General features: G+C 58.9%; 22 protein-coding genes and 1 tRNA gene. 17 read left to right on the forward strand and 6 right to left on the reverse strand.

All coding sequences use genetic code 11. The features are described from left to right. Window positions 1-3 precede the first annotated feature (3 nt). From addB to AAF739_12240, 4 genes are all read left to right on the forward strand, one after another. Window positions 4-3123 (forward strand): double-strand break repair protein AddB, encoded by a 3120-nt coding sequence (gene addB, locus AAF739_12225; protein MEM6383435.1) that lies wholly within the window; start codon window positions 4-6, stop codon window positions 3121-3123. Beyond that, window positions 3120-6776, forward strand: coding sequence for a double-strand break repair helicase AddA (gene addA, locus AAF739_12230; GenBank protein ID MEM6383436.1), 3657 nt, complete (start codon window positions 3120-3122; stop codon window positions 6774-6776). The genes addB and addA overlap by 4 nt, the downstream gene beginning before the upstream one ends. Before the next feature lie 127 nt (window positions 6777-6903). Then, window positions 6904-7224: a thioredoxin gene (gene trxA / locus AAF739_12235; protein ID MEM6383437.1), complete on the forward strand. Its 321-nt coding sequence runs from the start codon at window positions 6904-6906 to the stop codon at window positions 7222-7224. Between the two features lie 268 nt (window positions 7225-7492). After that, a complete protein-coding gene (locus tag AAF739_12240; GenBank protein ID MEM6383438.1) occupies window positions 7493-9541 on the forward strand; it encodes a pilus assembly protein in 2049 nt (682 codons plus the stop codon). 73 nt (window positions 9542-9614) lie between these two features. Here AAF739_12240 and AAF739_12245 read toward each other — a convergent pair whose 3' ends face one another. Beyond that, window positions 9615-10469: a DUF6065 family protein gene (locus tag AAF739_12245; protein MEM6383439.1), complete on the reverse strand. Its 855-nt coding sequence runs from the start codon at window positions 10467-10469 to the stop codon at window positions 9615-9617. 224 nt (window positions 10470-10693) lie between these two features. On the opposite strand from AAF739_12245, the gene AAF739_12250 reads away from it, so the two are divergent. The 5 genes from AAF739_12250 (at window position 10694) to AAF739_12270 (ending at window position 15034) form a co-directional block, all read left to right on the forward strand. Next, a tRNA-Arg gene (locus tag AAF739_12250) sits at window positions 10694-10770 on the forward strand. A gap of 100 nt (window positions 10771-10870) precedes the next feature. Next, the gene (locus AAF739_12255) at window positions 10871-11614 is read left to right on the forward strand and encodes a helix-turn-helix domain-containing protein (protein MEM6383440.1); all 744 of its coding nucleotides are present in this window, start codon (window positions 10871-10873) and stop codon (window positions 11612-11614) included. A gap of 288 nt (window positions 11615-11902) precedes the next feature. Continuing rightward, window positions 11903-12418, forward strand: coding sequence for a hypothetical protein (locus AAF739_12260; protein MEM6383441.1), 516 nt, complete (start codon window positions 11903-11905; stop codon window positions 12416-12418). Continuing rightward, a complete protein-coding gene (locus AAF739_12265; protein ID MEM6383442.1) occupies window positions 12411-14300 on the forward strand; it encodes a phage terminase large subunit family protein in 1890 nt (629 codons plus the stop codon). The genes AAF739_12260 and AAF739_12265 overlap by 8 nt, the downstream gene beginning before the upstream one ends. 8 nt (window positions 14301-14308) lie before the next feature. Then, window positions 14309-15034: a DUF3800 domain-containing protein gene (locus tag AAF739_12270; protein MEM6383443.1), complete on the forward strand. Its 726-nt coding sequence runs from the start codon at window positions 14309-14311 to the stop codon at window positions 15032-15034. Window positions 15035-15170: 136 nt separating this feature from the next. On the opposite strand, the gene AAF739_12275 is transcribed toward AAF739_12270, so the two are convergent. Next, window positions 15171-15407: a helix-turn-helix transcriptional regulator gene (locus tag AAF739_12275; GenBank protein MEM6383444.1), complete on the reverse strand. Its 237-nt coding sequence runs from the start codon at window positions 15405-15407 to the stop codon at window positions 15171-15173. 92 nt (window positions 15408-15499) lie between these two features. Between AAF739_12275 and AAF739_12280 the strand changes: the two genes are divergently transcribed. The 7 genes from AAF739_12280 (at window position 15500) to AAF739_12310 (ending at window position 21974) form a co-directional block, all read left to right on the forward strand. Further along, on the forward strand, window positions 15500-16042 hold the full coding sequence (locus AAF739_12280) for a hypothetical protein (protein ID MEM6383445.1): 543 nt from the start codon (window positions 15500-15502) through the stop codon (window positions 16040-16042). Window positions 16043-16197: 155 nt separating this feature from the next. Then, window positions 16198-16791, forward strand: a complete 594-nt coding sequence (locus tag AAF739_12285) for a hypothetical protein (protein MEM6383446.1) — start codon at window positions 16198-16200, stop codon at window positions 16789-16791. Next, window positions 16784-18697 carry a phage portal protein gene (locus AAF739_12290; GenBank protein MEM6383447.1) on the forward strand — a complete coding sequence of 638 codons (1914 nt, stop codon included), beginning with the start codon at window positions 16784-16786 and terminating at the stop codon, window positions 18695-18697. The genes AAF739_12285 and AAF739_12290 overlap by 8 nt, the downstream gene beginning before the upstream one ends. Then, complete coding sequence (locus AAF739_12295; protein MEM6383448.1) at window positions 18694-20100, forward strand: prohead protease/major capsid protein fusion protein; 1407 nt, start codon at window positions 18694-18696, stop codon at window positions 20098-20100. Before AAF739_12290 ends, AAF739_12295 begins: the two co-directional genes overlap by 4 nt. Then, entirely contained in the window at window positions 20100-20321 is a 222-nt protein-coding gene (locus AAF739_12300; GenBank protein MEM6383449.1) for a hypothetical protein, read from the forward strand. The genes AAF739_12295 and AAF739_12300 overlap by 1 nt, the downstream gene beginning before the upstream one ends. A gap of 5 nt (window positions 20322-20326) precedes the next feature. Next, window positions 20327-20662, forward strand: coding sequence for a DUF2190 family protein (locus AAF739_12305; protein MEM6383450.1), 336 nt, complete (start codon window positions 20327-20329; stop codon window positions 20660-20662). 292 nt (window positions 20663-20954) lie between these two features. Further along, a complete protein-coding gene (locus tag AAF739_12310; GenBank protein MEM6383451.1) occupies window positions 20955-21974 on the forward strand; it encodes a site-specific integrase in 1020 nt (339 codons plus the stop codon). Between the two features lie 291 nt (window positions 21975-22265). Here the strand turns inward: AAF739_12310 and AAF739_12315 are convergent, their stop codons facing one another. Beyond that, window positions 22266-22601 carry a GIY-YIG nuclease family protein gene (locus AAF739_12315; GenBank protein ID MEM6383452.1) on the reverse strand — a complete coding sequence of 112 codons (336 nt, stop codon included), beginning with the start codon at window positions 22599-22601 and terminating at the stop codon, window positions 22266-22268. Next, window positions 22520-22873: a hypothetical protein gene (locus tag AAF739_12320; protein MEM6383453.1), complete on the reverse strand. Its 354-nt coding sequence runs from the start codon at window positions 22871-22873 to the stop codon at window positions 22520-22522. The genes AAF739_12315 and AAF739_12320 overlap by 82 nt, the downstream gene beginning before the upstream one ends. A gap of 238 nt (window positions 22874-23111) precedes the next feature. Here AAF739_12320 and AAF739_12325 point away from each other — a divergent pair, with 238 nt between their 5' ends. Continuing rightward, window positions 23112-23414 carry a hypothetical protein gene (locus tag AAF739_12325; protein ID MEM6383454.1) on the forward strand — a complete coding sequence of 101 codons (303 nt, stop codon included), beginning with the start codon at window positions 23112-23114 and terminating at the stop codon, window positions 23412-23414. Between the two features lie 734 nt (window positions 23415-24148). On the opposite strand, the gene AAF739_12330 is transcribed toward AAF739_12325, so the two are convergent. Together AAF739_12330 and AAF739_12335 are read right to left on the reverse strand one after the other, a co-directional pair. After that, complete coding sequence (locus tag AAF739_12330) at window positions 24149-25327, reverse strand: MFS transporter (GenBank protein ID MEM6383455.1); 1179 nt, start codon at window positions 25325-25327, stop codon at window positions 24149-24151. A 55-nt stretch (window positions 25328-25382) separates the two neighbouring features. After that, the gene (locus AAF739_12335) at window positions 25383-26012 is read right to left on the reverse strand and encodes a helix-turn-helix transcriptional regulator (protein MEM6383456.1); all 630 of its coding nucleotides are present in this window, start codon (window positions 26010-26012) and stop codon (window positions 25383-25385) included. Between the last annotated feature and the right edge of the window lie 8 nt (window positions 26013-26020).

The following is a 26020-nucleotide window of genomic DNA, read 5'->3' on the forward strand; positions in this document are numbered from 1 at the left end:
GATGTGGCGCCCAGTCTCTTCACAATCGCTCCCAGCACGCCTTTTTTGCGCCAATTGGCCAAGAGTTGGCTGTCCGGCGATCTGTCACAGGACGGAGCGGACCCGCGCAGCGATCCGCTAACGCAGCTCGATACCATCTTTTACTTGCCCACGCGCCGGGCAGCCCGTGCGTTCGCCGAAACCCTTACGGCCGAAATGGGTGGAACTGCGCTGCTGCCACGTATTCGCACCCTTGCCGATATGGATGAAGATGAGCAGTTCACCGACCTCAGCGATGAGCCTCAACGCGATCCCATTACCGTCCCACAGGGCGCAACCCCCCGCGCGATGTCGACGCTCCGCCGCAGGCTGCTCCTGACGCGCATGATCGATAAAGCTGGTGCAGCGCTCGCGGGCGCGATGCGCAACGCTTCGGTTGCCGACTACCCGGTTTTCCCTCAGTCAAGCGTCGAAAGCACCCATTTAGCTAGGGCATTGGCGGCCTTAATCGATCAGGTGGCGACCGAGGAAAGCGACTGGCAGAAACTGTTTGATCTTGTTCCGGAGGACCATGCTGCCTACTGGCAGGTCACCTCGACCTTGTTGACGGTGGTCACGCAGAACTGGCCGGCTCTGCTTGCCGAGGAGGGTGCTGTTGATGCCGCGACACACCGGCGCCTGATCCTCGATGCGCGAACACATCACCTCATTGGTCATCCACCAGACGCGCCGGTGATCGCAGCTGGTTCGACCGGGTCAATTCCGGCTACAGCCAGGTTTTTGGCGGCGATCGCGCGTGCGCCCGGAGGTGCCGTTGTGTTGCCCGGGCTAGACCTATCTTTAAGCGACGAGCTGTTCCGACAATTGGCCGATGACGGACCGGCATGCGCCAGCCATCCACAGCATGGCCTCGCGCGGTTGCTCAAAACAATGCGCGCGCGCGCAGATGAAGTTGTGCAGCTCGGTCCAGCCCCAATGGCTCGGCGGGCAACCGTCTCGCATGCGCTGCTTCCTGCGTCGGCCACCCACACATGGTCAGACGATCGGCCATCCGCAGAACCGGCTGCCGCTGCGATCAATGGCGTCCAATTTATCGAAGCGCCCACTGAAGGGGTGGAAAGCCTTGCGATCGCGATGCAGATGAAGGCGAGCGTGACGCAGGGGCAAAGGGTTGCCCTGGTAACACCCGACCGGGATTTGGCCTTACGCGTTCAATACGATCTGCAGCGCTTCGGCATGACAGCTGACGATTCCGCCGGAACTCCGCTTCGCGAAACCATGCCAAGCCGACTGATGCTGGCCGCAGCTGAGGCGCTCAGCAGCGGATTTGCAGCGGTTCCATTGCTGGCGTTGCTCAAGCATCCTTTGTGTTCGCTGGGGCAGGAACGGTCGCAAACCCGTGCTGATGCCCGCTTGCTGGAGCGCCTGGCGCTGCGCGGCCCGGCCCTGCCGCCCGGTTTGGATGCCATCCGGCAGGTGATCGCGCAGCGCGCCGCCGAACGATCGGAGGCACAGGATGACGGCAAACATCATATCCCATCGCTTCGTAAGCGCACGGATCCGCAGGATGATAGACGAGCGCTGAACCTGTTGAAGCGTCTCGAGGAGGCGTTTGCGCCGCTCGCCACCTCTGTTGAAGCCGGCTCACCAATCAACATCGCTGTGTTTGGCAGGGCACTGTTTGCTTGCTGTGAGAGCCTGTGTGAAGGCCCTGACCCTGAAGCGCCTAACCCACTGTACTATGGACCAGCGGGAGAAGCGCTCGCCGATCATCACCTGGCATTGGCTGAGACGGAAGACATCGCGCTCGCGCTTGATCCCTACGAGGCGAGCGCCGTCTTTGAAGCGTTGCTGGACGAGCGCACGGTGCGGCCACGTGGTATCGGAAGTGCCCTCGCGGTTATCTGGGGGCCGCTTGAGGCGCGTTTACAGCCGGTGGACCACATCATCCTCGGCGGTCTGAATGAGAACAATTGGCCGAGCCTTCCGCGTGCGAACCCGTTTGTCTCCCGTGCCATGATGGCAGGGATGGAGCTAGCGCTTCCCGAACGCCGCATCGGGCTGTCGGCCCACGATTTCGAGCAGGCGCTGGGAACGCCCGAAGTCACGTTAACCCGTGCCCTTAAGGTGGATGGAGCACCGACCGTTGCATCACGCTGGCTTCAACGGTTGCTGGCGTACCTGCCAGAAGCTGCCAACGAGACATTGCGCGCCGAAGCAGCGCCGCTGCTGGAGATGGCAAGCCGATGGGACGACGCCGACGGTTTTCAGCCCGAGGAGCGCCCCGCACCGCGCCCCAATAAACCGCCGACGCGTCTGTCGATCACCGACGTTGAAACACTGATCCGGGACCCGTACGCGATCTTTGCCAAACGCGTTTTGCGACTGGAATCTGCGCCAGGTCTTGCTGAGCCCCCAGGCGGTCGCGAACGCGGCGAAATTGTCCATGCTCTCCTGCAACGACTGGCCCACGATCTGGATCGTCTGCCCGTCAGTGCATGGCCGCAGGCTTACGAAAGGCACGCGCGCTCGCTGCTTGAGCAGGTTCAGGCGTTTCCAGCCATTGCAGCCTTTTGGCAGCGTCGCTTGGCCCTGATGGAGCGCGCTTATCTTGATCATGAAGAAACCGAACAGCCGGACATTGCCCGCCGGTTTGCGGAGGTGTCAGGGCGAATGGAACTGGCGTTCGTGGGCCACGACTGTGTCCTGAGCGGTCGGGCCGACCGGATCGACCTGCACCATGACGGCAGCGCGGTACTGACCGACTTCAAGACCGGTGATGCACCGAGCGAAAAGCAGGTTGATGCCGGGCTGGCGCCCCAATTGCCGCTGTCGGCAGCGATGCTTCAAGCCGGTGGTTTCGAGCAGCTGGCCTCACCGCCGGTCGCGGTTGGGCGCTACTTGCTTCTGGGCAAAGCCAAAGAGGCTCTGAAGCCGAGGGCGTTTGACGCGGACCGGCTGCGACCTGCTTACGCGCTGGAACAACTGGAGGCACTGTGGTCATCGTTCTTGCTGGGCGCGCCGTTCAGGCCCCTGGTTCGCCCGATGACCACGCGCTTTGAGGGCGACTATCATCACCTGTCCCGCGCCAAGGCCTGGCAAGTGTCGGTGGACGTTGAGATGGATGGGGCAGGGCGGCGATGACCGACGTTGCAAACCACGAGCTCCCGCACGCCTCCCGCGACCCGAGCGCGCTTTACCAGGCTCGCGCATCGGACCCCCGTGCATCCGCCTGGGTGAGCGCAAACGCCGGTTCAGGCAAGACCACCGTTCTGACGACCCGCGTGCTGCGCCTGTTACTGGCGGGTAACGATCCATCCAACATCTTGTGCCTGACCTTCACAAAGGCCGCCGCTGCTGAAATGGCAAAGCGCGTGTTCGACGCACTGGCAGCCTGGACCCGGCTTGATGATAAGGCGCTGGCAGCCGAACTTGCCGCCTTGGACCCGTTACAAAAGAGGCTCTCGAACACCGATTTGCGGAGCGCACGCACGCTTTTCGCACGCGCTTTAGAAACGCCGGGCGGTTTGAAAATCCAGACGATCCACGCATTCTGTGAAAGTCTGCTGCACCAGTTTCCGCTTGAAGCTGATGTCTCAGCGTCTTTTACCGTTCTTGATGACCGCGACGCGGACGAGTTGAAAGCGCAGGCGCGCGACGCTGTGATTATGCGTGCGGCGCGCGGTACCGACCCCGCGCTGACCGCTGCGTTTGAAGCGGCTTTGGAAACCCGCGCCGAAACCACCCTTGAGGAGCAGCTCGACGCTGTTTTGGCCGAGCGTCACGCGCTCCTGCGAGCATTTGATGAGGCCAGTCTGCAGACCAAGGGCCAAAGGCTGGAGACAAAGGACCAAAGGCTAGAATTTCTGCTCAATGCCCATGGCGCACATGTGGCTCTATCAGACGCCGACATCGGAGGAATGCCGCTTGAAGCGCCGCTCAACGCCTCACCGCATTTGCCAGAAAACTACGTCGAAGCGCTCTTTGAGTTTGCGGAGGTCGGTGGAACAGATACCGATCGCAAAAACGCGGCTCACTTGCATGACGCGAGGCACTCACAGGGTGCTGCTGGCCGGCTATCGGCTTACCAGGCAGCCTTGTTCAAGAAGAACGGTGAGGCCCGCAAATTCGGCAAGTATTTCGGTAAGGATTTGCAAGCACGCTTCCCCGACGTTCTTGAGCGGTTGGAGCGCGAGCAGCAGCGCGCGTCGGCTTTGTTTGCGCAGAAGGGGTATGCCGAGCTCATGACGCTTGCCCTGGAGGCATTAGCGGCTTTCGAAGCGCTCAAGGTACGCGCGGGCGCGCTGGATTTTGATGACCTGATTGCGCGAACGGTCGGTTTGTTGAAGCGTTCTGAAGCGCGCGACTGGGTGCGGTACAAGATGGACCAGCGTATCGACCACATATTGGTCGATGAAGCTCAAGATACCTCGCCCCAGCAATGGTCCATCATCAATGCGCTTGCTGACGAGTTTTTCGCGGGCGAAGGCGCTCGGCAGGGCATGCCGCCGACCTTCTTTGCCGTCGGCGATGAAAAACAGTCCATCTTCTCGTTTCAGGGGGCGGACCCCCGGCATTTTGACGGGACGCGCCGCGCGCTTGAGCGCAAAGCTGCCGCGACGGGTGCAGCTTTTCACGACCGGGTGCCGCTGCGCAGGTCCTACCGGTCGTCGCCCGATATTCTCGGAGCTGTCGATTGTGTTTTCGAACAGTCAGACGCCCGCGACGGGGTCGGCGGAGCTGATCAGCTTATCCATGAGGCCAACCGGCATGATCCCGGACTGGTGGAACTCTGGCCGGTTATTGTGGGTACCGACAGCGATGAGCCTGAGGACTGGACGCAACCGCTCGACCTTCCCGATCCGCCCAACCAATTGCTTGCACACGCAATCGCGAGCCGCATCAAAGAGCAAATTTCGGCCGGTGCCGAGCCGTCTGACGTCCTGATCCTGCTACGCCGTCGCGGCGATATGCTCGACACCCTCAACCGCGCTCTGAAACGTGTGGGCATCCCGGTTGCAGGTGCCGATCGTCTGACCTTGACCGACCACATTGCCGTTGAAGATGTCATAGCGCTCATGCGCGCGGTACTCCTGCCTGAGGATGATCTGACGCTCGCGACGCTGCTGAAGAGCCCCTTGCTTGGGCTTGACGACAAGCATCTAGAAGCCTTGTGCGCCGAGCGAACCGGCTTCGTCATTGATGCGCTGAACGGACCCAGCGACGATCCAAATATCCGGGAGGCGGCCGAACGATTCGCGCGCTGGCGCGCGATGGCCGACCAGGCCACACCATTCGCTTTTCTCAGCCTTGTCCTGGGCCGAGACGGTGGTATGCGAGCCTTCATGCGGCGGCTCGGTGAAGACGCTCGCGACCCCCTCGAAGAGGTTCTTCGGTTGGCACGATCCCAAGAGGCGCGCGCAGGAACTGGGCTCGCCAGTCTTCAGTCCTTCACAGATGACCTCGCCCGGTCGGAGATCACCATCAAGCGAGACATGGAAGCCCAAGGACGCTCCGTGCGCATCATGACGGTGCATGGCTCGAAGGGGCTGGAGGCAAAGTGCGTGTATCTTGTTGATACGTGCACCTTGCCCAAGGCGCCGACTGGTGTTGTCAGGTTCGACGAGGAACCGGCATCGGCTGGCAACAACCGCAAGTCGCCCCCGATACTTGCGCTTAGCGGCGGTGCTGCGGGTTTGGCGTATGCAGACGACAAGGCCCGCCTATCGCTGCTGCAGATGCAAGAGTACCGGCGTCTCCTTTACGTGGCCATGACCCGTGCTCGCGACCAACTGATCGTCACTGGGCACTTGAGCGGCAAGAAAGGAAACACGGAGCCGCCGCTCGAAAGTTGGTATGCGCTGGTGGACCGTGCTCTCGGCGAGGATGCGCGCGATGTCGGCCCGTTGATCGAGGGTAAGGACGGTTCGATCAGGTTATGGCGCGCATCGCCCTGGCCGGCAGAGACGACAACCCTTGATGAAGCGCTGCGCTTGATACCCGTGGCGTCGGAAAAGTCCGCTGTCGCGCGTCTGCCCGACAAAAAAAAGATGGCGGCGCTGCGCGCGGAGATGGATGCGCCATTCCAACCCCTCAATCCAAGTGCGCCGCTGCGCCCGTCGTCTGCACGGCGCGACGCACAGACGGGTGCGGATGCGTGGCTGACGACCAATGAAGCCGACCGTCACATCACCACCATTTCGCGCGTCGAACCCGCGAGATGGGGCGATGCGCTGGCCTTCGGAACTCTTGTTCACAGTTTGCTGGAAAGCTCATCATTACCCACAAGAGGGCGTGCCCGATCCCTGGCAGAAACACTTTCAGGGGACCAAATCGATGGGTCTGCGGCCCTAAGCGAGGCGCGGGTGGGTGAAGCGTTGGCTCAAGCCCTTGGTGTGCGTGCCATGCCGGATGCGTCCCAATTGTATCCGACCGGAACCACCGCCGTTGCACGCAGCGAGGTTCCGTTGCGCGGGCAGCTTCGCGATGCCGAAGGCGCAATCCGCACGATTTCCGGATCTATCGATCGGCTGGTGATTGTGCCCGATCGTGTCTTGGCTGTGGACTTTAAAACCAACGCAAACGTGCCTCCGGCGGATCAGCTTGGGGATGCGGCGCCTGATTACGTGGCTCAAATGGCCGTGTACGCCGCTCTGCTGTCTGGCCTCTATCCAGATAGATCGGTGCAATGCGGACTGCTTTGGACAGCAGCGCCGCGGATCGACTGGCTACCGAACCATTTGCTGCGGTCAGCTTTTCAGGCACTCAAACTTCAGGCACCAAACACAGCTGCGTGAGGGGGTGGGGAAAGCGCCCGACTTTGCTTGACGGCTCTCGCTGCCATTCCTACTTTCGCGTCAACTGACGAAACCCTGGCGCGCCCGTGCGTAGAAGCTTGTTGCGCGCCGTTCTTGGAGAACTGGCATGGCCACCGTTACCGTTACCGATGCAACCTTCGAAGCAGAAGTGCTGCAGTCCGACGTACCCGTTATTGTTGATTTCTGGGCCGAATGGTGCGGCCCCTGTAAGATGATCGCCCCGCATCTGGAGGCAATTGCCGAGGAGATGGGCGACAAGGTAAAGATTGCGAAAGTCGACGTCGACACCAATCAACAGACCGCTCAAGCACTTCGGATCATGTCGATGCCAACGCTTGTCGCCTTCAAGGGTGGTCAACCTGTTGCTCAAAAGGTTGGGGCCGGATCGAAGACAGATCTTTCCAACTGGATTTCGAGCGCCGTTTAACGATTGAGGGCATTCAGCTTGAAGTTACGAACGCCGACACGCCCGTGTCGGCGTTTTTTGTATGACACAAACCGCCTATTCCACCGAGCGCTGTCGTCGCGTAACGCACTGGAAATTCTGAGGAATCGGCTTTCGCATTGACCGTTACTAACGCTCTCCTAACGTAACGGACAATTCGTGATCCCAATCGATAAGATTTTATAAGTTTTCCGGTTCAGTGTGCCGAGCTGATTGTCCCCACGCGGGGCCACGCACAAGGCACCGAACCATGACCGTTCTTCGTCGTCTCTACGAATCCACCACCGCACTTTCGAGCGCCGCCATTGGCGTGACACGGCGCGCTATCGACCGGATGGCTGGCGATCGCTCCGGCGCAGTTGCCGTGATCTTTGGTCTTGCGATGATCCCCATCGTCGGCCTTGCTGGCTCCGCTGTCGATTACACCCGCGTCAGCCAGGATCGATCAACCACACTCGCCGCAGCGGATTCTGCCGCTCTCGCGGCGGTGCGATCGCTGCGTTTGTCGGATGCACAGGTCAACCAAGTTGTCCGTGACTATCTCGATGCCAACTTGCCCACGGACCTGCGGGGTATCCCTTTCACATTGACGATCAACGCAGACCGCTCCGGCGTACGGGTGGATGTCAACGGCGAGACGGATACGACCGTCTTGCCGATTATTGGCATTGATAAGCTGAATTGGGCCGTCACGTCCGAAGCGGTCAACAACTCGATCTTCACCGATATTGCGCTTGTTCTTGACGTTACGGGGTCGATGCGCCCGAACATTGGTGCGTTGCGAACAGCAGCAAATGACTTCGTCGATATCATCTTTGACGGTCGGAACCGCATCGACGATGCCCGCATTGCGTTGGTGCCCTACCGCTATACGGTCAACATCGGTAACGGCCCGACGCAGCTTAGCTGGATGGACACCGCCGGGAACGCGCGCCATCACGGCGAGAACTTTGAAGGCCGGACTTGGAACGCAGGCTGCAGGCCGCCGCCCCCTCCGCCGGGGCCGCCGCCACCCCCGCCGCCGCCGCCAGGCCCGCCGTCGCCACCACCACCTCCGCCGCCGCCGGGGCCACCGCCACCGCCACCCCCGCCGCCGTCACCACCACCTCCTCCTCCGCCACCGCCACCTCCGCCAAGTTCGGATTGGGGTTACATGGGTGCGCCGGTTGAAGGCGAGGTATTGACCGCGCAGCACGATGAAACGGTTGCATCGTCCAACGCGTCCGTCCTCGACATGGTGATCGACCGCTCGCAGATGGTTGGCGAGATCGTCGGTGAATTGATCGGTGTTGGACAGGCCCACGCTGTTGGTCGCTGGCCCTATGGTAATGGGCCGCGTCCGGGCGACCCCCGACCGGCTTGGGGTGATCCCGAATGCAATGGGCAGACACCGAACCAGGTGAACCACTTCGATCTTTTCAACGCGATGGGCGAAGCATGGGAGGGGTGTGTTGAAGCACGGCCGGAACCATTCGACACCCGCGACACGCCACCAGGCGCCAACCCCGATAGCCGCTGGGTGCCTTACCTGTGGCCGGATGAGCGCGATGATGCTGGCGGTCAGACAAACCCGCTTGCGCACTCGCGTAACGACTACCTGCAGACCAACTTGCCGAACTGGCTGAGCTGGCCAAACGCCAACGATCGCGAGGATGGTCGTCACCAGGCTTGGGTTTGGAAGTATCGCGACGAGGCGCTTGATTCCGACTATGGCTCGTTTATCGAACAGGGTCCAAACGCGGCCTGTCCCAACCCGATCGTCGCTCTGACCGGTGACATAGGGCCACTCAATGCGGGCATTGCTGCCCTTGAGGCAAAGGGTGCCGCCGGAACCAATGCCGCGTTTGGGATGGCTTGGGGTTGGCGCGTTCTGTCACCCGCAGTTCCGTTCACCCAGGGTCTTCCCTACGACCCCGACAACAGTCGCAAGATCATCATCTTGATGACCGATGGCATCAACGACGTTCAGCCTCAGGACAATGATTACAACGAGGCCGATTTTGGAGCGTATGGCTATCTGGGTCGAGGACGTCTGGGCGGCACGCGATTGGCAGCCATCAACCGGCTTGACAGCAAGTTGCGCGAAGTCTGCAACTCGGTGAAGGCCAATGGTCGTGAGATCATTGTGTACACGGTGATGTTCGATCCTGGTGGTGGCATTCCAGCCAGCCTGCGCAATCTCTACCGCAATTGCGCGACCGAGGCGGACATGTACTTCGAGCCAAGCGACGCCGACGCACTTGTTGAAAGCTTCAACGATATCGCTGCCGATATCCGACGTTTGCGCTTGACCCGATAAGAACGTGTCCATCTGACAGCAAAACCCGCCTCCCCAGCAGGAGGCGGGTTTTCTCGTTGGGCGTTTGCAACCTTTACAGGCTCTTGGGCGCCTTCAGCTTGCGTTTGGTTGCATGCTTGACCGGCGCGGGCGCGCCATCAAGCATGCGGCCGTGCATGTAGTTGCGCTGCCAGCCCTGTTTCATGGCTTCCGGTTCCCGAGCGTGCAGCTTGGCATTGAAATCGGCCCGCGCTTCGGACCAGCCCTCGTATTCCGCGCGCAAATGCGGATCGCTGTCGAGAGGCACCATCGTTGGCTCGATGGCCTCAAGCGCGTGATGCGGCGTAGGGGTCACGAAACAGTAGACGTCGCCCTCGTTAAAGGTGACGATTCCGGGCCGCGTGAATTTCCAGTTCATCGTGAAAGGAAACGGTAGCCAATCGGTTTCGATGAGCCCGTCGAGCGCCGCGATACCATCTTTCAAGGTGTTTGGCGCGCCTCGCGCCCACAAACCCCAACCTTCTGACGTCCGCATAACATAGCCCGTATGGAAGGTCAGAACACCGGACCCAAAATGTGACCCTGCGAGCCGATCAACGCGCGGCTGCTCCTCCGGTTTCAGCGCTTCGACGCGCATATCGTCGATTTTATCACCGCCGTTCCAACTGACGCGCAGCCCTACGGGCACCGATACTTCCCAACCGGTGGCGTTGGCGATCGACAGCGGCAAGCACCGATACGCAAAGCGGTCGGGCGTGTTGTCCATCCAGAGACGCGGCGCCCGTGCAGGTCGGATTTCAGGCGCATCGCTATGGATGCGGTAAAAGGTCAATCCGCAGGGCGCAGTCCCGCTGGACGCAGGCAAAGGAAAATCTTCACTGCGCATGGTGCGGGCCGTTTCCCCGACTGGCGTGTTGGCGTGAGCGGGGCAGGTGTCGGGTTTATTCATCACCAAAGCTGTCTGTGTGAGAGCGCTTACGATGCGGCCGGGCCCGCAAGGTGCTTTCAAAGAGAATCACAACCGAAACAATGGTGGCGCGGCTGCCAAAGGCCGTCAATTGCCCGCTGCAAGCAGCGGTCGTCGGACGGACCTCACAACGGTTCAGATCGCGCAGGTTGGCCGCTGATACGCCATTGAACGGCAACCTTAACTCCGCTACACCACCTTGGCTCGCACCCGTAGCTCAGCTGGATAGAGCGCTGCCCTCCGAAGGCAGAGGTCACAGGTTCGAATCCTGTCGGGTGCGCCAATGATTTCAATAACTTGGATGCTTTCCAGCGGACGCGAGGCTATTCTTGTCCGCAGAATGTCCGCGCTACGCCCATTCTCGCTGGGTGTGGGGTGGCGTAATGCTTTCGGAAATCAACACCCTTGCTGCGCACATGATGCTTGGCTTGCACCCCGAACTGAGTGCTGCTGACAAGCGGGTCGGCATTGCAATCATTGAGCACTTCAACCGGAAAGACGGTCGGTGCAATCCCAGTATCGCGCGGCTGTCAAAGCTCTTGGATCTGCCGGACAAGACGGTCCGCCGCGCCACGGCGAAGCTCCACAGCCTGAAGCTGATCTTGAAAGTCAGCCATGGAGGGCGATCTGGGACCGCTAGATATATCCCGCAATGGGATGTTTTCGCGTCTCTGAAGGCGGACTGGGAAGCGAAGTTTAGCAGCAAACCAGCTCGTACTGACCGGACAAAATTGACCGGTACAACCGGACAAGAATGTCCGAAACAACCGGACAAAAATGTCCGACAAACCCAGAGAACTAACCCAAAGAAAGAACCCAAGCCCACGAATGTGGAGAAACGGGCGCGACCCCGCATACGCCAAGCCCAAGGTCACTTCCTTCTTCCTGTCGATGGAGGTCTCTCGATCAGGCGGGAACAGCAAGCAAGCAATCAAGCCCTGAAGCGCGTCGATGCTTACCTTCAGCGCATAGCTGGCGCTTATGAGGCTTTCGCAATGCTGCCGACACAGGACCAACAAAGTGCTTACGACGCTGAGCGCCATAAGTCTGGTGAAGGATGTGCCTTGGCTTTGCGCCTCATCCAAGAGCAGCCTCACAACCAGGCAATCGCGGTGGCTTCGAGATGAGAACTTCATCGACCGTTTTACCGCTACCCGAACGGCAACGAGCGTTGTCTCGGGTAACCAGGGCCGACGCCTGCGCGCTCAAGCAATCACTCATTGCCATCGCTGACCGTTTGGCACGGCTTCGCCCAAGCCATTCGAACCCGGAAGCATTTCACGAAGAGAAGTCCGAGCTTGTCTATGAGCTGATGGACGCAGCGAGGCGGCTACCATGATCAGGGACTTTGGGTCCTTCCGCACGCCTGCCATGCGGGTAATTCGCGCCCCTACGGTTTGTTAGCGGGGGCGAAAATGGACGCTAAACTTTTTGACGAAAGCATCGACTGCGGAACCGCCGAAACCCTTTCTAAGCGCGGGTTTGCCGAGCAGTTGGGGATCTCAGCGACACGGGTTTCACAGATGATTGCTGATGGGCTTCCAACCGAACCAAATGGCCGGATCAGCCTTGAACGCGGAAGGCAATGGTACGCTCAAAACGTCGATCCGAACCGCAAGAGGCTACTGGGATCCTCCGGCGATCAGATGCCCTACAAGTCGCAGCGTGCCGAGGCAGAGGCGAAGATAGCAAAGCTTAAAGCGGACCGGCTGGAAGGCACCTTGATTGATCGCCAGGCGGCCTTGCTGGCGATCGAAGCTCAAGCGCGGACCGAGCGTGATGCATGGATAGGATGGGTGAACCGCGTTGCACCGGAGATTGCCCGCGAGACGGATTCCGAACTCGCTGCCGTTGTCGGCATCTTGGGCAGGTTGGTTCGTGAACAGCTGGTGTCGATCGCAAATCTGTCGAAGGTGGTGACCGATGAGTGATCTCGCATTGCGGACAGAGCAGCTGGTGCGCGAGGCGAGGCTGCGAGGCCTTCGACCAGAACCACAAATGACCGTGTCTGAATGGTCGGATCGCAATCGTTTGCTCCCCGCATCAAATGCAGAACCCAGGCCATGGCGAACCGATCGTGTGCCCTACCTTCGCGAAATCATGGACGCGGCATCTACCGGCTCGCGGATTGAGCGAATTGCTTTTATGAAAGGCGCCCAAATCGGCGCAACCGAGGCTGGTTTGAACGCCATCGGTTATTGGATCGACCATGCGCCTGGCTTGATCCTCGGCGTCTGGCCATCGATCGATATGGTACGGCGGAACTCGAAAACCCGCATTGATCCATTGATCGAAGATACGCCAGCGATCAGCGGAAAGATTGCACCGCCGCGATCGAGAGACAGCGGAAACACTGTTGCGCTGAAAGAGTTTCCCGGGGGTGCCTTGATTCTTACCGGCGCCAACTCTGCCACAGGACTTCGATCAACGGCAGCGCGGTATCTCCTGCTCGATGAGGTGGATGCCTTCCCTCATGACGTCGGCGACGAAGGCGACCCTGTGGCTTTGGCCATACAGCGCACCGTTACGTTTGCCGGCAGGCGGAAGATCCTCATGATCTCGACACCAACCATTGCAGGCGTCAGCCGTATTGAGAAAGCCTACCTTGAGAGTGATCAGAGGCGCTTCTATGTCCCGTGTCCCCAATGTGGAACGCACCAAACGCTGAAATGGTCGGGCGTGGCATGGCCAGAAGGACAGCCCTCAAAGGCCCACTACGTTTGCCAGAACGGTTGCGTCATTGAGGAACGGGACAAACCTGAAATGCTGCGCCGTGGCGAATGGCGCGCGACGGCGGAGGGTGATGGCCGAACAGCGGGTTTCCATCTTTCAGCGCTTTACAGTCCCTTTGAGCCTTGGTCTGAGATTGCCGCTGACTTCCTCGCATCTAAGCGAGATCCAGAGCGGCTGAAAACTTGGACCAACCTCAAGCTAGGCGAAGCATTTGAGGATCGCGATACAGCTCCTTTATCAGCGGAATCGATCGCATTGCGGGCAGAAGAGCCGGATACGCCTTGGTTCGATTTGCTGCCTGATGGTGTTGCGCTCATCACGGCTGGCGTGGACGTGCAGGATGATCGGTTGGAACTCGAGGTCGTGGGTTGGGGTATAGGCGAAGAAAGCTGGTCACTAGACTACCAGATTATCGCTGGCGATACCTCAAAACCTGGTGTTTGGGATGCGCTTGACCGGCATCTGTTACGGCGGTTCCGCCACCTGCGAGATGTGCCAGAATTGCCGATAGCCGCAACGGCAATCGATAGTGGAGGGCACCGAACAGGCGAGGTGATGTCGTTCTCAGCTGCGCGTCTCAACCGACGTGTGTGGGCGATTAAGGGCCGCGGCGGCTCTGGTGTTCCGCCATGGCCGCGCCGTCCTCCAAAAGCACGCAGGGCGTCGGTTGCGCCAATCCATATCGTTGGAGTGGACAACTTAAAGCACACCCTCATGGGACGCCTTAGGATGGAGGAAGGTGTCGGGCCGGGCGTCGTTCATGTGCCAGTCACAAGAGATCATGACTGGTTCGCTGGTCTGGTCGCAGAGCGAGCGGTGCGCAAGTACGTCAAGGGTGTGGCGCGCCTTGAGTGGATCCATGATCGGGGGGTGAGAAACGAGCCCTTAGACTGTCGCGTGTACGCCATGGCAGCGCTAGCTGGCTTGCGTGCGCATGGCGCAGACTTGAGATTGCTTTGCGAACAGATTTCCGGAAAGAAACTCAGACTTCCGTCCGATAGCGACAGAACTTCAGCGCCAGCAAACTCTCAAAGAACAAGGAATCGTGTACCCTCGCGGTGGATGACCGATAAGAGCTGAGCAGAGATTTGTATTTCCTGTACATTGATGATTCCACAGATCGCCCAACAAACGTTTTTTCAGCGCTACTTGTTCCACATGACAAATGGAATGAAGCTTTCGCCTACATAAAGCTGTGGCGGGGTCACCTCCGGGATACTCATCGAATCCCTTTATATGCGGAGCTCCACGCAACCGAGTTTCTAAGCGGGCGCGGATCCCGCGGGGTGCTTGGACATCTGTCTCGTCGGATACGTTCGCAGATTTTTCACAAGCACTTTGAGGTGGTCGAGCACATGAAGACCAAATTCGGTGTTCGGATGATCAACGTCTGCAACGATGATGATGATCAGTTTCGTGCGTTTGAACGAATGCTGAACCGCGTTAACCGCACGATGCAGAGTTGGAATAGCTACGCCTACCTGATCTGCGATGAGGGAAAAGAGCTTCAATACACGCGCATGGTTCGGCGCATGCGGGTCCATAATTATATTCCAAGCGATCGCGGCGTTTGGGATTCCGGTCTCGCAACAAAGAACATCCCTATTGACCGCATCATTGAAGACCCGAGGTTCAAATCCTCCGTTGGAAGCTATTTTATTCAGCTTAGTGACTTCAACGCGCACGGCTTGTTGCGAATGCACAAGCCAACACCACGCGCCAGACAGTTTCGCTATCACCGCTCGTTCAATCAGCTTGAAAATGTATTGGTAAAAGAATGCAATCGACGTGATCCCAAAGGGATCATCAGATGACGAGGGGCGGGGTGATACCCCGCCCCTTAAGCAGGACCTACCCTGGCTCATACCACCAGCTCAGTCTAGCAATGAAACAATAGCGAAATTGAAGAAAAAATTCAAGTGAATCATGATCTTAAAGAGCTTTGCAAAGCTAAGTGATTGATCTTGATTCGCTTTTGCCTTCCGGTTGGGAAAACCGAACTCCGGCCCCACCACCATTCTCCGCAATGAAACGAATGCCTGCTTCTTCGAGCGCATTTCTCAGTGCGCCCATTGTGGCTGCGTCGCCGGCGTATCGCCCGGTTTCAATGTTTGAGATCGTGTTTCGATGCACCCCAGCCTTTTTGGCGAGAGCTTCAAGGGTGAGACGTAGCGCGCCTCTCGCCATCCTTAGTTGTGCAGGGTTCACAGGTCACCTTTGTTGTGATAATTTCACAAGTGCAAAAATCACCTGTGACAATAGCACAAGGAGGCCTAACAATGAATTGCCACGTGAACCCGGACGCTTTGACCCATGATCTTTCCGACGATCTGCCGACGGAGGATGCGAACTGCCCAAGCGCCGCGATAGCGGAAGAGATCCTGCTGCTCGAGGACTGCCTGGACGGCTTATCCGAGGCTCGCCTTGCTAAATCATGCAATCTGGCGTGGTTGGATTCGGCCGAGAGGCACATCTACGACAAGTTGGATGCAAGACGATTGCAGCTATCGTTCTCTCACCCAACATCCCTACGCGGTGCTATCGCGTGTCTGGATCAGGCCTATCGCTTCACTGAGAGCGCTCAGTCTACTGAGGAACCCAGCATGGCCGACGAACGTGCAAGCAAACGTTGTCATTTTGCGGCTGTCCGTTTTTTGAGTCAGGTGCCCGGTTCAGTCGTCCACAAAGACACGCTCCGGCTCGATCCATTCCGATATTTGGACTTAGCGGAGAGCGCTGCCGACATCGTTGCGCTCATTGAGCGCGAGGTCCCTGTGAAACGAGTCGAGATCCACGGACCAGTTTTGGCGGCCTGCGACTGATGAATTCGTTGCATTTTTGAAGTGCGATGAGCCTTGGAATTCAAAGCCAGTTTAGCAGCGTTGTGAATTATTGCGATACAGGCGTAACGCTAAGATTGACTTCGGAGCGATACGTCTGTATCGGTAGCTGAACATTCACCGTCATAAGCGTCCCAATGGCAAAACATTCAAAATACGATGCGTCTGTTCTCTGTGCCGTTGCTGGTATCAAGCCCGTAACTTGGAGGGCGTGGCGCAACCGCCATGGGTTCATGGCGGACGCGGAGGTCAGGGACGGTGCCACCGCACAAGGCCAACGCTCTCTGTATACCGCCAAGGAGATCATGGTCGCCCGGATGGCCGTCGACCTTACAACCATGGGCATACCGGCGGCCGATGCCATTTGGTTTGCGGATTCACACGGCCATTTCTTCTTCGAAAATTGGCTCGACTGGTGTCAATCAGAAGAGAGTGGTGGAGGCTCCAACGCCGACAAACGTCCGACGACTGTAGTCGCCGTACGGTTCGGTCATGGCGAGAAGCCGATGATGAGCATGCACTTTGCAGAAGATGCGATTGGACACCTGTTCAATACCGACAATAGGCCGGCTGCCGTCATCTACATCCCAATCATCGCACAAGAGGTATTCGCAGCTCTCAAAGAGCTGGGATGGCCATCGATAGCCACGGCTGAAGATGCAAAAGCGATCATGCTTGATGCGCTTGTGAAGGGCCTGCGTGGCGAAGGCGAGGGCCCTGAAGATGCTTGAGCGCTTGAAACAAGCACTAGGGTTATCGAAGAGGTCGCTCGATGCGGCCGGTGGTGGTCGAAGGTGGGCTGATGACCGGCGCATCAACAGCGTCGGTGATCTGCACCGCGAAGCCGCGACGATCAGTGCACGGGCAACCCACTTCGCCCTGAACACGCCAACCGGCTCTCGCATCATTGATAGCCTGACGGCAAACCTTGTCGGTGCCGGCATCGTGCCGCGTTCTGAGCATCCGACAGAGCGGACGAGGCAGCGCTTACAGGTCGCTTTCAAAGCTTGGACCGATAAAGCAGATGCCGATGGTCGATCCGACTTCTATGGCCTTCAGGCGCATGCGGTCCGCGATCTCGTGACCCACGGCGAATTTCTTTTCAACGTTGTTGTCAGCGAGGATCAAACACCGCGATTGCGTCGGCTACATCCTGACCAACTCGATCGCAGCTATACCCGCAACACAGCGACTTCCATTATTCACCAAGGCGTTGAGCTCGACCGCGACGGTCGCGTGAGTGCTTATTGGATACGCCCTGACCTCCAGGGTGTAGCGTTGGCCGGGGTGTCGATCACGCCCGTTCGTATCCCGGCCAGCGATATCATCCACGGCTTTAGGCAGCTGGTACCCGGCCAGCTTCGCGGGATTTCTTGGTTCGCGCCGGTTCTGCTTGCAGCAAAAGAATTGGATGCGCTCGCTGATGCTATGTTGGTTCGCGCCAAGGTGGCCGCACTTCATGCTGGCTTTGTCCGTGATGCGCGCGGCGAGACGCCCTACACCGGTACACAAACGCAGACCGAGCTCAACGCGGGCCTTGAGCCTGGCGCTCTTATTGTCTTGCCAGAGGGGAAGGACGTTGAGCTTCCCGCCGTACCCGATCAGGGCGGTGCAAATGAACTCATGATGGCCAGTTACCGATTAATTGCGGCCGGTGTTGGCGTTCCCTACGCCGCTGCAACGGGTGACTACTCGCAAGCCAATTATTCAAGCGAGCGGGCTTCGCAACTCGAATACCGCCGTTTCCTAGAGATGGTTCAGCACCACGTCCTGGTATTTCTCTTTTGCCGGCCAGTTTGGGCGCGCTTTATCCGGTGGCAGGTGCTGCAGGGAACCATCACGGCGCGGTCCTATTTGACGGATCGGAGTGCGGTACAAGCGGTGAAATGGCTACCACCAGCATGGCCGTGGGTTGATCCGCAAAAAGACCTTAAGGCGGTTGAGACCGAGCTGTCTCTTGGTCTGTCCTCCAGAGCTCAGAAGGTTGCTGAGCGCGGATATGACATCGAAGACGTTGATCGCGAGCGCGCTGCTGATCAGGCAAGGTCACTCGAGCTGGGCTTGGCGCCACAAGTTGAGCTAGCCGTGGCGCCGTCCGATCCGGTCAGTGATGATGACGAAGTAAACCGCACGCGGGACGCTGCGGCAACCATTGTACGGGCTGCGTTCCGTCCGTCGACCGCCAATGACGATGACCGCACGGTTGATCTGGTCGCCAGTGCTGGGGCCGATGTTCCGCGAATGGACTTTGATGGCCCCTACCTCGAGCGCTTGGTGGTCAGCAAAGATGCCGTCGACCTTTCGCGTCTTGATGGCATGCCGCTGCTCGATACGCATCGGCAGGATGGTTTGGAACGCGTTCTGGGCGTCGTGCTCTCGGCCCGCGTACAGCGCGGGAAGATCCTCGTGTCTGTTCAGGTTTCCCAGCGTCACACAGCGATCTGGGAAGACATTCGATCCGGAATTATCGGCAACGTTTCCGTCGGCTACGTGGCTCTCCAGTGGCAGGACAAGGACGACCCGCGAACGGGCGTGCGGGTCCGAACTGTCACGAAATGGGAGTTGCGTGAGGTTTCTCTTGTTCCAGTGGGTGCCGACCCCGCTGGCAAAGTCCGATCAGGAAAGGAAGCGGCATGAGCCGTAACAAAGAAGCGGTGGCCCGACCGCAAATGACCCGGGCCGACGACAGCGTCGCGACGACGCAGGCACCTCCGACCAACAACCGAGCGGAGGCTGAAACAAGCGTCACGGAAACGCCGCCGCTTGTCACCCCGATCCCAGACCGCACGGCGGTCAACGCTGAGATCCGCTCGCTTGCCACGGTGCATGACCTGGGCTCGGATTGGGCAAACGGTCTTATTGATCGCGGCGCAACGGAAAACGAGGCGCGCACGGCAGCTTTGCAAGCCTTGAGCCAGCGCCAGGCACCGACGAAACCACTGACGCCCCGCCTACAGGTATTGGCCAACAATGATGATCCGCAGGTGATCACGGCGCGGATGGCTGAAGCCCTCTATGCAACACGCGCCAATCCCAGGCACGAGCTTTCCGAAGCGGCGCGGCCCTACGCCGGCATGACGACGCTGGACATGGCGCGCGATTGCCTAAGCCGGAGCGGGGTATCGATCACCGGGATGCAACCGCACCAAGTGATTACGCGAGCCCTGCACACCACATCTGATTTTCCGACGATTTTTGCCGACACAGCAAACCGGGTTTTGCGTGATGCTTATGCGGCGGCGCCCGCTGTTCTGCGGACCGTGGCACGGCAGACAACCATGCGCGACTTCCGAGCACGCACCCATGTTCAGGCCGCCGATCTCGCAAAGCTCGAAAAGGTCAACGAGTCTGGCGAGTACAAGTATTCCGGCTTCGTGGAAGCGAAGGAAAGCTACGCGATCGGGACCTATGGCACGATTATCGGACTTACCCGACAAGCCATCATCAATGACGATCTTGGTGCCTTCAACGACGTTGCTGGCCAGTTAGGGCGAGCATCAACCGAGTTTGAAGCGCAATTCATGGTCGACTTGGTGGTCAGCAACGCTGGATCTGGGCCGATCATGGATGACGGCGACGCCTTGTTTCATGCCAACCATGGAAACCTGGCGGCAAGCGCATCCGAGATGACGGTTACATCGATTTCGAGCGCTCGATTGGCCATGCGTCGCCAAAAAGGTATCAACGGCCGCGTCATAGCCGCGACCCCGAAGTACCTGCTGGTACCGCCGGAGCTGGAGACTAGGGCGGAATCGCTTGTGACCATCGTGACGCCCACCCGTACCGATGACGTAAACCCGTTTGGGGGCCGTCTCGAAGTGCTTGTCGAGCCCCGACTGACCGATGCCGAGCGTTGGTACCTCGTCGCAGACCCAACGCAGGTTGAGGGCCTTGAGTATGCCTATCTTCAGGGTGCTGAGGGTCCGCAAACGGAAAGCCGGGCAGGCTTTGAGGTTGATGGTGTCGAAATCAAAGTTCGCGTGGACTTCGGTGCTGCATTCCTCGACTGGCGTGGCTGGTATGCGAACGATGGGTCCTGATGATGCCCGAAACGGTTCAGCAGCTTGAAACTCAGCTTTCTGCTCTTCGCGCCGCCCGAGCCGGCGGCGTGAAGTCGGTCTCTTACGGCGATCGAACAATCGAATACCGGTCCGACCGCGAGCTCGCCGCTGCTATCGCAGACGTCGAACATCGCCTCACCGGTCTGGTAGGGCCAGGGCCTACCAGGACCGTCTACATCACCTCTTCGAAAGGGACTTAGGATCCATGAAGAACTTTGTTCAGCAAGGCAATGTCATCACAACTGAAACCCCAGTTGGTGGGATCTTAAGCGGCCAGGGATTGCTCTCTGGCTACTTGTTTGGCGTGGCTGCGACCACCCAAACCGAAGGAGATCACGTTGCTCTGCACACGCAGGGTGTCTTTGATCTCGCGAAAACCAGCGGGCAGTCATACGCATTCGGAGACCGGATCTATTGGGATGCGACGGCTAGAGCGGTGACGTCAACATCGAGTGGTAACCGGAGAATTGGCATTGCTGTTGAGGCAGCCGCCGCCGGCGCAACAACCGCCCGCGTTCGGCTCGACGGACACGCCGTTTAAGGCATTTGCGCCAGCCTCCTTCGGGGTGAGCGGCCCACCCTCAAGATCGTCTAGCGCTGGCGCAATGGCCTGCTTGGCGATTCGGCCGCATACAACCTGGAGCGAATGCCATGTCTGATGATGCCTTGAGACTGCTGACCGTTCGAGAGTTCGCGGAACAGGTAAATCTCAAGAGATCGCAGGTTGACCGGCTGATCCGTGATGGCCAGCTCGCGTATGTCAGGGTCGGCCAGAGGAAGATGGTTCATCGTCAAGCGTGGGAGCGGTTCCTTTCAGAGAATACGGAGACAGCATGCCCCGTCGAAACCAAGGCCCCCGTCTACACTTCCTCGAGAAGCGAGGCGTCTACTACATCGTCTGGACGCAAAGCGGTCGAAGCAAACAGCGCAGCACGGGCACTGCAGACCGCCAGCAGGCTGAAATCGCGCTCGCGGAGTTCTTGCACCAACGGCAGCGAAAGGCTGGTCCACGTGCTCCCGATGAAGTCCTGATTACAGACCTTCTGGTTGACTACGCCGAAGCGAAGGCCGCCACCGTCGTCGCGGTCGATCGCATAGCCTACGCGCTTGTGCCACTTGCCGAGTTCTGGGAGGGCCGGACAGCCGCGAACGTAACAAGCGAAACCACAGCTGCCTACGATAGGTGGCGCGGTCGATCTGCGGGAACGGTGCGGCGCGAGTTGGGCGTGTTGCGTGCTGCCATCAACCATGCCCATCAGGAGGGCAGACTCACGCGGACCATCCATGTCAAGCTTCCGGACCGACCAGAACCGAAGGATCGATGGCTCACAAAGCGTGAAGCGGCCCGTCTATTGAATGCTGCCCTGCGAGAGCCGACGGTGCGCCTATATCTGCCGCTGTTTATCGTGCTCGGGTTGCGTACTGGCGCGCGCAAAGAGGCCATCCTGAGTCTTCGCTGGTCACAAGTTGACCTCGAGAGCGGACGCATCGACTTCAACCAGCCAGGGCGCAAACGCACCAACAAGCGTCGATCGCGAATACCCATTCCGCGAAAGGTGCTGCACCAGCTTCGCCGCGCCAGGCTGCGCGGAAGCGAACTGGGGTTCGTAATTAACCGAGATGGCAAGCGCATCAAGGACATCAAAAAGGGCTTCGCCGCTGCATGCCGACGGGCTGGCCTGCAAGACGTGAGTCCCCACACCTTGAGGCACACCTGCGCGACATGGCTCATGCAAAACGGCGTTTCCATGTACGAGGCAAGCGGCTTCCTTGGCATGTCACTTGAGACGCTTGAGCGCACCTACGCCCACCAGCATCCCGATTTCCTAAGAAGCGCTTCGGAGGGGACCTGATGTTGTCCGCAGATTGTCCGCGCAATCATGGCGTCGGAGGGGTAAAACCGGGTGGAAGAATGATAGGTAATCCAATGAAATCAGACTACTTAGAGCCTGTCCGCTCTTCTCCGAAGGCAGAGGCCAGAGGTTCGAATCCTCTCGGGTGCGCCAGACCTTCGAGCGCGGCAACCAAATTCAAAAGTGGGTCCGAGCGTTGTTCGAACCGTTGCGTCATTATATCAATGACCTAAGGGAACTCGGTCTCGGGGCAGAGCTACGGAAACAACCATACAGTAACCACCGATCAGGTCACTTTGACACCGGTCGCGCCTGCTTCGGGTGAGACTTGACCTCGATCATCACTCCGCCTTCGATCCTTCGCACTGCTTCATCAATCGAGGCAAGCGGAACCAGAAACCATTCGCGCGGACTGACGGGAGGGCGAAACCGGTCCTTAACTTTGATGTCAAGACACGCGGGCTCAACCACCCGAAGGATGAGCATCTCTAACTTGCTTCGGCCGATATTAAAGAGCTCGTGACGGGTAACGGTCTCGACATCAGCTAGAAGAAAAGTCGGATCATTCCTGGCGTTGGCAATCCGCCTTTCGACCTTGCCACTGGCGATGCCAACCTTGTGCAGCACGTCGCGGTGCTCAGTGACAACCCGTCGAACGGCCTTGCTGTGCAGAACGCAGATCGTGCCGCTGGCCTGATCATCTTGATCCGCCGCATGATGCGCAAGCCTCTAACCAGCTCGTCCTCGACCTGATCAAAAAGCGGTTTGAAGGTCTCGAAATCCTCGCGGTAGTCGTGGTTGGCCATTTCCTCGACGTCTTGAAGCAAGCCCATACGATCAAGTTGCATGACGAGATCGCGGCATTCTTCAAGCTGGCGGATACGGTCCAGGCGCAGCATAAAGGCGCTCAAAGGAATCGCGAACTTCACCGTGTTGCGGTGGGCGCCCATGTTCCACTGACCCCGCTCATTGGATCCGTTCTTGCAAGGGCGATCCCGGATAGATGAGGACCGGTTTGATGCCCGCCTGTCGAAGCCAGTTCTGCATCGCTTCTGCAGCATACTCATGCGGCGGCTTACGCGGCCTTCGGCCACGGTCCCCCTCCTCAGTGTCTGAACGGATGAATGTGGGCGAACCATGCTTGAGCAGCGGCGGCTGGAGGACTTTGAGGACGTCGTCCGCTCCGATCTTGAGGCGAACGGTCACTGCCAAGGCCTGCCGGGTGTACTCATCGAGAACCGTGAGTATCTTACAGCTGCGACCATTGCTGGGCTTGTCGTGGACGATGCCGATGGCCTGACGCCTTTCCTGTGTGGTCAGGCCCCGGGCTTTTGGTGGCAGAGGGTTTGCTTGAGGATCAACTTGTCCAGTTCGAGCTCCGCAACGATCGTCTTCATTCGTGCGTTCTCTTTCTCGAGGCTCTTCATCATGGACAGCTGAGACCGCCCCATCCCGCCAAACCTCTTGCTCTATATTTAAGACGTCGCGTCGCTGATCCGGACGCTCCGGCAACCTGAGGTCACCTCATCGCCGGCTGGCAGCTGCAGCTCAATTTCGCGCAGCAGCTTCAGAACGCTCTCCGCCGAATGTCGCTTCCTCGCCCTGGCAAAGTTCCCTCTCGCTGCCAGTGTCATGGCCCAGTTCTAAGCGGGGGAGGGAGAGCTGTTTAGCAGAGTAGCCTACGCACCCCCACCTCAAAAAACACGTGCCAAAAAACCATTCTTGGTGCTTCCAAAGCTGTGGGGTCAGGGAGCGTTCCGCGACGCTGCGAACGTAGGCTCTGAGCCCATTTTTGCTGAATGCTTTGGACCGTGCGAATGTCTGGTAAATGGCGAAGCAAAGAGTGCGTATGGGCTTGAAAGTTGCTAGGTTGGAACTCTGAAGATGGATGGCAGTTCAGCACTCTCGGCGCAATTCTAGTGGTCGGCGTTATCGCCTTCACGCTCTATCGCAACCGGGTCCGTCGCAAATCACTCCGCAAACGAGAAGATGGAACTTACGTCTGGGTCGAATGGCATGGGGGCGTGCGCACTTCAGACCGAGACCCTCGGGAACCAGGTGGTGAGTGGGCTAGCGACGGCGATGGGGACGGTGGCGACTGAACCAGTTGCCTAAACAGCGGTCTTCAAAATCTAATAATCTAAGGCAGCTTCGTCCGCATAGGCGACCTTCGGCTATGCCCGCTTTGCTACCAGTTCTCTTGTCGCTCGATAGACGCCGGTGAGAAGCACGGCGCCGAGAACGTACATCCCGGCTACAGCGAGGTAGCTGGCGTCGTCACCAAAAGTACGGCCAAGGAACAGAAGCAGCGGCGTACCAAGCAAATTGCCAATGTTGCCGGTTTGCGCGAGGCACCCATAGCTTAAGGCACGGTCCGGCACGCTCTCATTGAGCTCAGGAACCGCGGCGAAGCTTGCGCCCTGGACAAGGCCTAGAATGGCGAACAACCCGACCGCAAATGCGAGCTGCAGATCAAGCGCCACGTTCGCCACGATGAACGCCGCCGCAAGCGCGAAGCCCAGTGCAACGACGAGAAGGCTCGAGACGAGCCTGAGAAGTATGGGCACGAAGAACAGCGATACACCAATGCTGACCAGCGGCATCAAGCCAGCCGCGAGGTTGGCAACGTCACTGGGCAACTGCGCAGGTAGCACCGCGATGATCGAGACGAATGTCAGCGTGTAAATCAGCCAACCGAGGCCCGGACCGCTCAGCTTGACGGAGCTGTAGACCCGTCGATGCAACTCGAGGATTGGTGAACGTGCAGCCGTGGCGGTCGTGTTGGATTGAATTGGGTTCCGCACACTCACGACAATCAGAGCAGCGATAAGGAGCATCAAGACCCCATGACCGACGAACAGCGCTGAAAGAGAGCCAGCGCCAATCAGCGGGAGTACGATCCAAGCAACAATGGCAAAGGCAACGCCGAAAAATGTGCTCCACAGCGTCATGGCAGCGCCCATGAAGCGCGGATGCGTGAGCTGGCTGATCAAGGTGGGGGCGGAAACCACAATCGCCAGGTGAGAACCGCCTTCCAGCAACCGGCTAATCAGCATCGGGGCGAACGCAGGAATGGACGCCTGCCAAAGTGACAGGCCGCTGCCGAGGACGAGACCGCCAAGCAACAGACGCCGGGCCCCAAGGCGGTTAACCAGGTTGCCGGCAACGATACCGAACACTGCACCGACCAAGCTGATGAGAGACAGCAGCCAGCCAACCTCGCTACCGGCGTCCGGGTAGAGGTCCTGGAAGGATGCAAAAGGGATGGCGATTTTGGCGAACTGCGATGCAGCTGCGATCCCGGCCAAATAAAGCAGCAGGACCCTGTAAATCGCAAACAGTGAGACCATCATTCGGTTGGAGTACCGCCCGACGACCTCGCAGGCGACGCATAAATTATGCGCGGTGCTAGATGCCCGTCACCAGGCGGGCTGGTGTGCCGTCAGACAGGTAAATGCGCTCCCACATGATCCCGCCAGCACTGATGTTGATTTCAGGGTAGCTGCGGCCTGACGTCTTGAATGACTTGGGTTGCGGCATCAATTCATCCCACCAGCCAGTCTCGTTGAGTTCCCTCTCCGCCTCGCGGATTTCATCTGTGGCGAACTGCCAAAGCGAAACCCCAAGAAGTTCTCGCTGGTTGGCCCTCCAGTCTTCAGCGCGGGACATCGAGTAGGCCAGACAGACATGGCTTGCTTCATCAACGAGATGCACGCAATCACGTGTGTTTTCGACTAGCCTCTTCAGTGCGGCATCGTCAGCGCGCAGGTTTGCAAGTTCCTCAAAGACACGTACCTGCGTTTCCCAGTCGGGAAGTTGCATGCCCTGTTCCCAGCGCGAGACTGTTGTCTGGTTGATACCGATGGCTGTCGCCAGAGCGTCTTGCTTCAATCCAGCCGCAACGCGCTGGCGTTTCAGGCGCTTCCCAAAAAAGGGAAACGGCTCCGACTTAGCTGAAGGGACCGGACACCGCCCATCGGTCTGACGCTTCAATGCGGCGCCTGTGCATCCGCCAGTAGGTGCATCTGTCGGTTTCATGCGATCTC

The sequence above is a fragment of the Pseudomonadota bacterium genome (assembly GCA_039024915.1).
GTDB lineage: Bacteria > Pseudomonadota > Alphaproteobacteria > Rhizobiales > MH13 > MH13.